The sequence below is a fragment of the Streptomyces sp. NPDC050388 genome, assembly GCF_040655635.1.
GTDB lineage: Bacteria > Actinomycetota > Actinomycetes > Streptomycetales > Streptomycetaceae > Streptomyces.
Genome location: NZ_JBFAKH010000019.1, coordinates 15273 through 27162, shown reverse-complemented (window position 1 = coordinate 27162; position 11890 = coordinate 15273). Strand labels below are relative to the sequence as shown.

Genomic DNA, 11890 nt, shown 5'->3' with positions numbered 1-11890 from the left:
ACCTCACTGGATCACTGGATCACTGGATCACGGGGCTGGGAGCCGGGAGCTTCTCGATCCGGATCGCCGAGGCCTTGAACTCCGCGGTCCCGGCGATGGGACAGTTGGCCTCGATGGTCAGCACGTTGGTGTCCACCTCGTCGGGGAAGTGGAAGCTCATGAAGGCGAGCCCCGGCCGCAGTGCGGTGTCCACCCACACCGGTGCCAGCACCGACCCGCGCCGGGACGTCACCCGTACCTGCTCGCCGACCACCACGCCGTAGCGCTCGGCGTCCTCCGGGCACAGCTCGACGGCCTCGCCGCGCCGCAGGGGCGAGGAGTAACCGCCGCTCTGCACACCGGTGTTGTACGAGTCGAGTCGGCGTCCGGTGGTGAGCCGGATCGGGTACTCCTCGTCGGTGAGGTCGACCGGCGGGTCGTGCTGCACGATCCCGAACGGCGCGGGCCTGCCCCGCCGATCCGGGTCCGGGTCCCACAACCTGCCGTGCAGATAGGGCGGTTCGAGCGCGTCGGTGCTCGGGCACGGCCACTGGATGCCCTGGTGCTCGTCCAGCCGCCCGTAGGTCATGCCGTGGTGGTCGGGGGAGACGGACCGGAGCTCGTCCCAGACGGCCTCGGCGTCGGCGTACTTCCAGTCGTGACCGAGGCGGGTGGCGAGGTCGCAGATGATGTCGATGTCCTCGCGTGCCTCACCGGGCGGCGTCACCGCCCGGCGGACGCGCTGCACCCTGCGCTCGCTGTTGGTGGTGGTGCCGTCGGTCTCCGCCCACCCCGCGGTGGCCGGCAGGACGACGTCCGCGAGTTCGGCGGTCTTCGTCAGGAAGATGTCCTGCACCACCAGGAAGTCCAGCCCGCTCAGCCGCCGTACCGCCTGATCGGCGTCCGCCTCGGACTGCGCCGGGTTCTCCCCGATGCAGTAGACGGCCCGCAGCGAACCGTCGTCCATGGCCTCGAACATCTCCGTGAGCGTCATCCCGTAGCGCGGTGGGAGGACGGTGCCCCAGGCGGACTCGAACTTCAGCCGGATCGCGGGGTCGAGGATGTCCTGGAAGCCGGGCAACCGGTTGGGGATCGCCCCCATGTCGCCGCCGCCCTGCACGTTGTTCTGGCCGCGCAGCGGCTGCAGACCGGCGCCGTAGCGGCCGACGTGGCCGGTGAGCAACGAGAGGTTGACCAGGGCGCGGACGTTGTCGGTGCCGTTGTGGTGCTCGGTGATGCCGAGGGTCCAGCACAGCTGGGCGCGCTCGGCGCGGGCGTAGGCGTGCGCCAACTCCCTTATCGCGGCGGCCGGTACGCCGGTCACCTTCTCGGCGAGGGACAGCGTCCACGGCTCGACGAGCGCCCGGTACTCCTCGAAGCCGGTGGTCGCCCCCCGGACGAACGCCTCGTTGACCAGGCCGGCGTGGATGATCTCGCGGCCGATCGCGTGCGCCATCGGGATGTCCGTGCCGACGTTCAGCCCGAGCCAGCTCTCCGCCCATTCGGCGGTCGACGTCCGCCGCGGGTCGACCGCGTACATGCGGGCGCCGTTGTGGATGCCCTTCAGCACGTGCTGGAAGAAGATCGGGTGTGCGAAGCGGGCGTTGGAACCCCACATCACGATGACGTCGGTGTGCTCGATCTCCTCGTACGACGAGGTCCCGCCGCCGGAGCCGAACGCGGCCGACAGCCCGGCCACGGAGGGGGCGTGACAGGTGCGGTTGCAGGAGTCCACGTTGTGGGTGCCCATGACGACCCGGGCGAACTTCTGCGCCACGTAGTTCATCTCGTTGGTCGCGCGGGCACAGGAGAACATCCCGAACGCGCCGCGCGCGGCGCCGATCCCCCGGGCGGCCCGCTCCAGGGCCTCGTCCCAGGTGGCCCGCCGGAACGGCTCGTCACGCGAGTCGCGGACCAGGGGATGGGTGAGCCTGGTGTAGGTCTTCGGGCTCCGGTCGCGTTTCCTGGTGCTCTTCATGCGGCGCTCCTCAGCGCGAGCAGGTCCGAGATGGCGTGCACGGTGCGCAGGGTGGGCACCTCCACGCCGGTGATGTCCGCCAACTCGACGACGGCGGCGAGTAGTACGTCGAGTTCGAGCGGTTTGCCGCGCTCCAGGTCCTGGAGCGTGGACGTGCGGTGGTCGCCGACGCGCTCGGCGCCGGCCAGCCGGCGCTCCACGGAGACGCCGACCTCGCAGCCGAGGGCGCGGGCGACCGAGAGCGTCTCGTTCATCATGATCTCGATGACCCTGCGGGTACCCCCGTGCAGGCACATCTGCCGCATGGTCGCGCGGGCGAGGGCGCTGATCGGGTTGAAGGAGATGTTGCCGAGCAGCTTGACCCAGATGTCGCCGCGCAGTTCGGGCTCCACCGGGCACTTCAGCCCGCCGTCCACCATCGCCCCGCTGAACGCGAGGCAGCGCGCGGAGACACTGCGGTCGGGCTCCCCGATCGAGAACCGGGTGCCCTCCAAGTGCCGTACGACGCCGGGCCCTTCGAGCTCGGTGGCCGCGTAGACGACACAGCCGACCGCCCGCCGGGGCGCGAGCACCGCACTGACCGCGCCGCCGGGGTCCACGCTTTCCACGCGGTGGCCGTCGTGGGGGCCGCCGTGCCGGTGGAAGTACCACCAGGGAATGCCGTTCTGGGCGGCCACGACCGCCGTGGTGTCGTGCAGCAGGGGTGCGATCAGCGGCCCGCACGCCGCGTACGCGTTGGCCTTGAGGCCGAGGAAGACGTAGTCGACCGGGCCGATCTCGGCCGGGTCGTCGGTCGCGTGGGGGCGCGCCGTGAAGTCGCCGCGTGGGCTGAGCACCCGCACGCCGTGCTGCCTCATGGCCGCCAGATGCGGTCCACGGGCGACGAGGTGCACATCGGCACCCGCGCGATGGAGCGCGGCGCCGACGTAGGCGCCGATGGCCCCGGCGCCGAGAACTGCCACTTTCACTGGGGAACGCTCCGTTCGGTCGAGGGAGTACCGCGGAGGTGGAGGTCGACGGTCGAATTCGACTTATGTCGACGAAATATTGTCTACAGTATGGAGGTTGGCTCAGCAAGGGTTCGCGCACGCCCGGCCTTTCGGGCACCGGGCGATCCGACCGTTCGTCGCAGACTGCATACCGCTCACCGCATACCGTCGACCCGACGGGTTTTCAACCACCCGGGCTCTGCCTACCGTCCGGGTTTCATCAGGTTCCTCCGTGGCTGCTCCCTCCTGAAGGGCGGAGAGAAACGGATCCCCGCGGAGCGGGGCAAGGAGCTGGGGTTCGCCCCCAGGGTGGACCCCGGTGCGCTGACCCGCAGGTTGTGCCTTAAGTCGCAGTGAAGCTAGTTTGTGAGCATGACCGAGACGCGCGTGAAGCGGGCCTTCAAGTACCGCTTCCATCCGACCGAGGCGCAGGCGGCGGAGCTGTCGCGCACGTTCGGCTGCGTCCGCAAGGTCTACAACATGGCCCTCGCCGCCCGTACCGAGGCGTGGGCGCGACAGGAACGGGTCAACTACAACGCCACCTCGGCGATGCTGACCGCGTGGAAGAAGACCGAGGAACTGGCATTCCTGAACGACGTGTCCTCCGTGCCGTTGCAGCAGACGCTTCGGCACCTGCAGAACGCGTTCACCCACTTCTTCGCCAAGCGATCCAAGTACCCCCGCTTCAAGAGCCGGAAGAAGTCCCGCAAGTCCGCCGAGTACACCACCAGCGGTTTCCGCTTCCGCGAGGGGAAGCTGACGCTGGCGAAGATGGCCGGGCCGCTGGACATCGTGTGGTCCCGTCCACTCCCCGAGGGGACGACGCCCTCCATGGTGACCGTGTCGCAGGACGCGGCCGGGCGCTGGTTCGTGTCGCTGCTGTGCGAGGACCCCACCGTGCAACCGCTGCCCGCCGCCGATACGGCGGTCGGCGTCGACGTCGGTCTGGATCACCTGCTGACCCTGTCCACCGGCGAGAAGATCGCCAACCCCAAGCACGAGCGCCGCGACCGCACCCGGCTCGCCCGCGCCCAGCGGAACCTCGCGAAGAAGGCCAGGGGCGACGGAGCCAACCGGCGCAAAGCCCGGATCAGGGTCGCGAAGATCTACGCCCGGATCACCGACCGCAGGCGGGACAACCTGCACAAGCTGACCACTCGGCTCGTTCGTGAGAACCAAACGATCGTGATCGAGGACCTGACCGTGCGCAACCTGGTCAGGAACCACGCGCTCGCCCGAGCCATTTCGGACGCGGGCTGGAGCGAGTTCCGCTCCATGCTGGAGTACAAGGCGGCCTGGTACGGGCGGGAAGTGATCGCGGTCGACCGCTTCTTCCCCTCCTCCAGGCTGTGCTCCGCCTGCGGCACCCTGCGAGAGAGGGTGCCGCTGCACGTCCGTACCTGGACGTGCGACGGCTGCGGCACGACCCACGACCGGGACGTGAACGCGGCGGAGAACCTTCTGGCGGCCGGGCTGGCCGTGTCTGTCTGTGGAGCCGGTGTAAGACCTCAACGGAGTTCTCCGGGCGGGCGGTCGGCGGCGAAGCAGAAAACCCCACGGCGCGAGCCGTAGGAATCCCCCTCGTACACGAGGAGGAGGAAGCCAAGAGTCCTCCCGTCGCGCCCTCGCGGGCGGAGCCGGCCCCGCCCGCCGCGGACTGATCGCCTTCGCCTGGCTGTGGGTGGGGGCGCCGCTCGCCTACGGGCTGTACGAACTCGTACGGAAGGCCACACAACTGTTCACCGGATGACGGGCGGTGTCCGGGCACATCGGGACGCGTGTCCGGACGTCCGCGGGCCTGACCGAAGCCGACAAGCCCGGCGCCCGATTCCTGTCGCATCACTTGCCGGTGTACCCGTCGGTCACTGACCAGACTGGTGGATCCCGCAACCGCAACACGAGGGGGATCCACCCATGATCGGCTCGCGCATCGCCGCCGTCGGCCACTACCAGCCCGCCCGGGTGCTCACCAACGAGGAACTGGCGGGCATGGTCGACACCAGCGACGAGTGGATCACGAGCCGGGTCGGCATCCGCACCCGTCACATCGCGGGTCCCGAGGAGCCCGTCGACGAACTGGCCGCCCACGCCGCGGCCAAGGCGCTGGCGGCGGCCGGCCGCACCCCCACGGAGATCGACCTGGTGCTGGTCGCCACGTCCACCGCGATCGACCGCTCGCCCAACATGGCGGCCCGGGTCGCCGCCCGCCTCGGCATCCCCGGGCCCGCCGCGATGGACGTCAACGTGGTGTGCGCCGGGTTCACCCATGCGCTGGCCACCGCCGACCACGCCGTGCGGGCCGGCGCCGCGAGCCGCGTGCTGGTCATCGGCGCCGACAAGATGTCCGAGGTGGCGGACTGGACCGACCGCTCCACCTGCGTGCTCGTCGGCGACGGGGCGGGGGCCGTGGTCGTCGAGGCGGCCGAGACCTCCGAGAGGCCCGGGATCGGGCCCGTGCTGTGGGGCTCGGTGCCGGAGATGGGCAACGCGGTGCGGATCGAGGGGACGCCGCCGCGGTTCGCGCAGGAGGGACAGAGCGTGTACCGCTGGGCGACCACGAAGCTGCCGGCCATCGCCCGCCAGGCCTGTGAGAAGGCCGGACTGGCGCCGGAGGAACTCGCCGGGGTGGTGCTGCACCAGGCCAACCTGCGGATCATCGAACCCCTCGCACTCAAGATCGGCGCCGTCAACGCCGTCGTCGCCCGCGACGTCACCGAGTCGGGCAACACGTCGGCCGCGAGCATCCCGCTCGCCTTCGCCAAGCTCATCGAGCGGGGCGCGGTCTCGTCCGGCGACCCGGTCCTGCTCTTCGGCTTCGGCGGGAACCTGTCGTACGCGGGGCAGGTCGTCCGCTGCCCCTGAAGATCCCTCGTACGGGTGTGACGCGATCGACTCCCCCTCTCCCTGGTATGTGGGCGCCGTAGACTGTAGACGAAAGACAATCACTACTGGCGGCGCCGAACGACCGGCCGTGCGGCCGGTCGAGGGCTGCCGAGGAGGGGGACCGCGATGCTGTCGACCGGACTGCCCCAGGGGGCGGTGCCCAAGCTCGAACGACCGGGACCGCTGCGGGACCGGGTCTACGAGGCACTGCTCGAGCTCATCACCACGCGCGCCCTCCAGCCCGGCCAGCATCTGGTCGAGAGCGAACTCGCCGGTCACCTCGGGGTCTCCCGGCAGCCGGTGCGCGAGGCACTGCAGCGGCTGAACACCGAGGGCTGGGTCGACCTGCGCCCCGCGCAGGGTGCGTTCGTGCACGAGCCGACGGAGCAGGAGGCCGACCAACTCCTCACCGTGCGCACGCTGCTGGAGGCCGAGGCCGCCAGGCTCGCCGCGCTCAACGCCGACAGCGCGGGCATCGAGGCCCTGGAGGAGATCCTGGCGCTGGGCCTGGAAGCCGTGGCCTCCGACGACGTGGACGCCGCCGTCGTCCTCAACGCCCGCTTCCACGCCAAGATCATGGACCTGGCCGGCAACGCAGTCCTCGCCGAACTCGCCGCCCAGGTCGGCCGCCGCGTGCGCTGGTACCACGCTCCCGTCGCCCGGCAGCGCGGAGGGCAGTCCTGGGCCGAGCACCGTGACCTGATCGCCGCCGTCGCCGACCGCGACGAGCAGCTGGCCGAGCGGCTCATGCGCGAACACACCGAGCACACCCGGCGTTCCTACCTCGCGCAGGCGAAGCCCTGACGGCACCGCCCCCCTGACGGCACCGGCGTCCTGCCGACGGTGAAGCCCTGGAAGTCCTGACCGCACCTCCGGGGCGCGATGACCCGACCGCGGGAAGGGGTCCGCGTAACTCCGCGCGGGCCCCTTTGTCCTGTGAGTGGAAAAAGTAGGGGCCAATTCCTGCGCGACTTCTTCCCACCTCCGGCAGCCGCTGCTACGTTCCCTCCGAAAGCACGCCACGCACGTGGCCGGAATCCGGCGCGCACAGGCCGATCGAGGCGGGGAGGGGTTCGTGAGACGTATGACCGCACGACCCGCGAACGCGCATCAGGCCCGACTGCTCCGGCTGTTGCGCGACGGTGGCCCCAACTCCCGTGCCCAGTTGGGCGACCAGGTCGACCTCTCCCGGTCGAAGCTGGCCGTGGAGGTGGACCGGCTGCTGGAGACGGAACTCGTCGTGGCCGACGGACTCGCCGCCTCGCGCGGCGGCCGGCGCTCCCACAACATCCGCCTCAACCCGCATCTGCGCCTTCTCGGCGTGGACATCGGCGCGACCTCGGTCGACGTCGCCGTCACCAACGCCGAACTGGAGATCCTCGGGCACCTCAACCAGCCCATCGACGTCCGTGACGGACCGGTCGTGGTGTTCGAACAAGTCCTGGCCATGGCCGCGAAGTTGAAGGCCACCGGGCTCGCCGAGGGGTTCGACGGCGCCGGTATCGGCGTCCCGGGCCCGGTCCGCTTCCCCGAGGGCATCCCGGTGGCACCGCCGATCATGCCCGGCTGGGACGGTTTCCCCGTGCGGGAGGCGCTCAGCCAGGAACTCGGCTGCCCGGTCATGGTCGACAACGACGTGAACCTGATGGCCATGGGGGAGCAGCACGCAGGCGTCGCCCGCACCGTCGGCGACTTCCTCTGCGTCAAGATCGGTACCGGTATCGGCTGCGGCATCGTCGTCGGCGGTAAGGTCTACCGCGGTACGACGGGCAGCGCCGGCGACATCGGGCACATCCAGGCCGTACCCGACGGCCGCCCGTGCGCCTGCGGCAACCGGGGCTGTCTGGAGGCCCACTTCAGCGGCTCGGCCCTCGCCCGGGACGCCACGGAGGCCGCCGAACAGCGGCTCTCCGCCGAACTCGCGAGCCGCCTGGAGACGAACGGCACGCTCAGCGCCGTCGACGTCGCCGCCGCGGCCGCCGCGGGGGACGCCACCGCCCTCGAGCTGATCCGCGAGGGCGGCAACCGCACCGGCCAGGTCATCGCCGGCCTGGTCAGTTTCTTCAACCCCGGCCTGGTGGTGATCGGCGGCGGGGTGACAGGTCTCGGCCACACCCTGCTCGCCGCCATCCGCACCCAGGTCTACCGCCAGTCGCTGCCCCTGGCGACCGGCAACCTGCCCATCGTCCTCGGGGAGCTGGGCCCCACCGCCGGAGTCATCGGCGCGGCCCGGCTCATCAGCGACCACCTGTTCTCACCCGCGTAAGCAGCCCACGGCTCCACCGCACCGTTCGCACCGCTCTCACCGTTCACGCCGTTCGAACCGTTCTCACCGCACGGAACAGCGCACCGGCACCACGTACGGCTCCGCCGCTCCACCCCTGCTCTGACAACGTTGGCCCGACCGCGCCCTGACACCGGCCCGCACGCCCGCCGAGGGGAATCCGCATGGCACCCGAACCACCGCTGCTCAGCATGTCCGGCATCACCAAGTCGTTCCCCGGCGTCCGGGCCCTGGACGGCGTCGACCTCGACGTCCAGGCCGGCGAGGTGCACTGCCTGCTCGGCCAGAACGGCGCCGGCAAGTCCACCCTGATCAAGGTGCTGGCCGGCGCCCACCAACCCGACACGGGCACGATCCACTGGCGCGGGGAAGCGGTCACCCTGCGCTCGCCGATCGCCGCCATGCGCCTCGGTATCGCCACCATCTACCAGGAACTCGACCTGGTGGAACACATGACGGTCGCCGAGAACGTCCACCTCGGCCAGGAGCCGACGACCGCCGGGTTCGTGGTCCGCCCGAGAACGTCCAGGGAGGCGACGAGCCGGCTGCTGGCCCGCCTCGGACACCCGGAGATCGAACCGACCCGGCTGGTGGGGGAGTTGTCGGCGGCACAGCAGCAGATCGTCTCGATGGCGCGGGCGCTCTCGCACGACGTGCGCCTCATCGTGATGGACGAGCCGTCGGCGGCGCTCGACCCGGACGAGGTCGAGAACCTCTTCCGCATCGTCGCCGATCTGACCGCCGACGGAGTCGCCGTCGTCTACATCTCGCACCGCCTCGAGGAGATCCGGCGCGTCGGGGACCGGGTGACCGTGCTGAAGGACGGCCGGGCCGTCGCGGGCGGGCTGCCCGCGAAGTCCACCCCGACCCGTGAGGTGGTCTCCCTGATGACCGGCCGCGACGTCGAGTACGTCTTCCCCCGGCGGCCCGCCTCCCCGCCGACCGGCGAACCGGTGCTGACCGTCGAAGGGCTGTCCCGCAAGGGCGAGTTCGCCCCCCTCGACCTCCAGCTGCGCCCCGGGGAGATCGTCGGGCTCGCCGGTCTGGTCGGCTCCGGGCGCTCCGAGATCCTGGAGACCGTCTACGGGGCCCGCAAACCGGACACCGGCCGTGTCCTGGTCGACGGACGCCCGCTGCGGCCGGGCAGCGTCCGCGCCGCCGTGCGCGCCGGGATCGGGCTCGCCCCCGAGGAACGCAAGGCGCAGGCCCTGCTCATGCTGGAGTCCGTCACCCGCAATGTGTCGGTCTCCGCCATGTCCCGCTTCTCCCGCGCCGGTTGGATCGACCGGGGTGCGGAACTGGGCGCCGCCCGCGCCGCCACCCGTGAGCTGTCGCTCCGGCCGGACAACCCGGACGTGCCGGTGCGCACCCTGTCCGGCGGCAACCAGCAGAAGGCCGTGCTCGCCCGCTGGCTGCTGCGCGGCTGCCGGGTGCTGCTGCTGGACGAACCCACCCGCGGCGTCGACGTCGGCGCCCGCGCCGAACTGTACGCGGTCGTCCGCCGCCTGGCGGACGAAGGCCTCGCCGTGCTGCTCGTCTCCAGCGAGGTGCCCGAGGTGCTCGGCCTCGCCGACCGCGTCCTGGTGCTCCGGGAAGGCGACGTCGTCCACACGGCACCCGCCCGGGAACTCGACGAACACCGTGTACTCGACCTGGTCATGGAAGGAAGTCCGGCGTCATGACGCAGCCCGTCTCCCCGCCGCGGGACAGCACCGACAAGGTGCCGGCCACCGGCGAAACGCCCGCCCGGCGCGCCGTGTTGTTCCGCGCCGACGCCCGTACGCTGTCGCTGATCGGCGTGCTCGCCGCCCTCGTCCTCATCGGCGGCATCACCAGACCCGACGAGTTCCTGGACACCCGCAACCTCCAACTCGTCCTCACCCTGGCCTCCGTCATCGGCGTCGTCACCGTCGGCATGACCTTCGTCATCACCTCCGGCGGCATCGACCTGTCGGTCGGCGCGATCGTCGCCCTGTCCTCGGTGTGGGCGACCACCGTCGCCACCCAGGAGTTCGGCTTCGCCGGCATCCTGTTCACCGCCGTCCTCGTCGGACTGGGCTGCGGCCTGGTCAACGGGGTGCTCATCGCCTACGGCGGGATGGTCCCGTTCATCGCGACGCTCGCCATGCTCGCCTCGGCCCGCGGCCTGGCCCTGCTGATCACCGACGGGCGGACCCAGGTCGTCACCGTCGACGGGGTCCTCGACCTCGGTGAACGCGACTCCTACGTCCTCGGCATCCCGCCCCTGGTCCTGGTGTTCGCGGCGGTCACCGTCATCGGCTGGCTGGTGCTCAACCGGACCACCTTCGGGCGCCGCACCGTCGCCGTCGGAGGCAACCCGGAGGCGGCCCGGCTCGCCGGCATCGACGTCCGGCGCCAGCGGCTGTACCTCTACCTGTTGTCCGGGCTGTGCTGCGGCATCGCCGCCTTCCTGCTGATCGTCCTGGCCGGCTCCGGCCAGAACACCAACGGCAACCTCTACGAACTCGACGCCATCGCCGCCGCGATCATCGGCGGCACCCTGCTCACCGGAGGCCGCGGCACCATCGTCGGCTCCGTGCTGGGCGTCCTGATCTTCACCACGATCACCAACATCTTCGCCCTGAACAACCTGCAGAGCGACGTCCAGCAGATCGCCAAGGGCGCGATCATCGTCGCCGCCGTGCTGGTCCAGCGCCGTACCGCGAGCACGACCTGACGAAAGGGTTCACCGCCATGCCAGAGCCGACGCCTTCCACGAGCCGCAGAGGGCTGCTCTTCTCAGCCGCCGCCGTGTCCGCCGGTGTCCTCGTCACCGGCTGCACCAGCAACGAACCGAGCGACGCGAAGCCGGCCGCGGGCGACCAGCCGGCCGCCGACGACAAGCCCGGCAAGCCGGTCACCATCGGCTTCGCCGGACCGCAGGCCGACCACGGCTGGCTCAACGCCATCAACGACCAGGCCAAGAAGCGCGCCGAGAAGTACTCCGACGTCACCATGGAGACCACCGAGGGCTCCAACGACACCGCCCAGCAGATCGGCCAGATCGAGACCCTCATCAACAAGAAGGTCGACGTCCTGGTGGTGCTGCCCGCCGACGGCAAGGCGCTCACCCAGGTCGGGCTGAAGGCGATGCGGGCCGGCATCCCCGTCGTCAACCTCGACCGCATCTTCAACACCCCGCAGGCCTACCGCTGCTGGATCGGCGGCGACAACTACGGGATGGGCCTGAACGCCGGGCACTACATCGGCGAGAAGCTCAAGGACACCCCGAACGCCCGGGTCGTCGAACTGGCCGGCCTGGACAACCTGGAGCTCACCAAGCAGCGCACCCAGGGCTTCGACGACGCACTGAAGAACTACCCCAACATCAAGAAGGTGGCCCGTCAGGCCGCCGAGTTCACCGTCGAGTCGGGTCAGGCCAAGATGGCCCAACTCCTCCAGGCACAGTCGAAGTTCGACGCCCTGTGGAACCACGACGACGACCAGGGCGTGGGTGCGCTGCGCGCCGTCGAGCAGGCCGGGCGCGACGACTTCCTGATGGTCGGCGGCGCGGGCGCGCTCTCCGCCTTCGAGGCCATCAAGGCGGACAACGGCGTCCTGAAGGCGACGGTGCTGTACCCGCCGTCGATGGCCGCCTCCGCGATCGACCTGGCCCGCGCCCTCGGCCAGGGCAAGGGCGTCGGCGGCCTCGCCGAGTTCGAGATCCCCACCTCGCTGACCTGCTACTCGGCCGTGGTCGACAAGGAGAACGTCGACCGGTACATGTCCACCGGCTTCAAGTGAGGAGCCCCGCCC

9 protein-coding genes are annotated in these 11890 nt (G+C 70.7%); 7 read left to right on the top strand and 2 right to left on the bottom strand.

Annotated elements, in window-relative coordinates; translation table 11 throughout:
* Positions 1 to 19: 19 nt before the first annotated feature.
* Both AB0I73_RS13485 and AB0I73_RS13480 read right to left on the bottom strand, forming a co-directional pair.
* Complete coding sequence (locus tag AB0I73_RS13485; RefSeq protein ID WP_363036825.1) at positions 20 to 1957, bottom strand: molybdopterin-dependent oxidoreductase; 1938 nt, start codon at positions 1955 to 1957, stop codon at positions 20 to 22.
* On the bottom strand, positions 1954 to 2925 hold the full coding sequence (locus tag AB0I73_RS13480; protein ID WP_363036823.1) for a 2-dehydropantoate 2-reductase: 972 nt from the start codon (positions 2923 to 2925) through the stop codon (positions 1954 to 1956). The genes AB0I73_RS13485 and AB0I73_RS13480 overlap by 4 nt, the downstream gene beginning before the upstream one ends.
* A gap of 393 nt (positions 2926 to 3318) precedes the next feature.
* Here AB0I73_RS13480 and AB0I73_RS13475 point away from each other — a divergent pair, with 393 nt between their 5' ends.
* The 7 genes from AB0I73_RS13475 to AB0I73_RS13445 all read left to right on the top strand — a co-directional run bounded on the left by AB0I73_RS13475 (position 3319) and on the right by AB0I73_RS13445 (position 11878).
* Positions 3319 to 4518, top strand: coding sequence for an RNA-guided endonuclease TnpB family protein (locus AB0I73_RS13475; RefSeq protein ID WP_363036821.1), 1200 nt, complete (start codon positions 3319 to 3321; stop codon positions 4516 to 4518).
* A gap of 342 nt (positions 4519 to 4860) precedes the next feature.
* Positions 4861 to 5808 carry a beta-ketoacyl-ACP synthase III gene (locus AB0I73_RS13470; RefSeq protein ID WP_363036819.1) on the top strand — a complete coding sequence of 316 codons (948 nt, stop codon included), beginning with the start codon at positions 4861 to 4863 and terminating at the stop codon, positions 5806 to 5808.
* A 147-nt stretch (positions 5809 to 5955) separates the two neighbouring features.
* Positions 5956 to 6633, top strand: a complete 678-nt coding sequence (locus AB0I73_RS13465) for a GntR family transcriptional regulator (protein ID WP_363036817.1) — start codon at positions 5956 to 5958, stop codon at positions 6631 to 6633.
* A gap of 280 nt (positions 6634 to 6913) precedes the next feature.
* Positions 6914 to 8095 (top strand): ROK family protein, encoded by a 1182-nt coding sequence (locus tag AB0I73_RS13460; protein WP_363036815.1) that lies wholly within the window; start codon positions 6914 to 6916, stop codon positions 8093 to 8095.
* A gap of 182 nt (positions 8096 to 8277) precedes the next feature.
* A complete protein-coding gene (locus AB0I73_RS13455) occupies positions 8278 to 9795 on the top strand; it encodes a sugar ABC transporter ATP-binding protein (RefSeq protein ID WP_363036813.1) in 1518 nt (505 codons plus the stop codon).
* Complete coding sequence (locus AB0I73_RS13450) at positions 9792 to 10811, top strand: ABC transporter permease (RefSeq protein WP_363036811.1); 1020 nt, start codon at positions 9792 to 9794, stop codon at positions 10809 to 10811. Before AB0I73_RS13455 ends, AB0I73_RS13450 begins: the two co-directional genes overlap by 4 nt.
* A gap of 17 nt (positions 10812 to 10828) precedes the next feature.
* Positions 10829 to 11878, top strand: coding sequence for a substrate-binding domain-containing protein (locus AB0I73_RS13445; RefSeq protein WP_363036809.1), 1050 nt, complete (start codon positions 10829 to 10831; stop codon positions 11876 to 11878).
* The last annotated feature ends 12 nt before the right edge of the window (positions 11879 to 11890 follow it).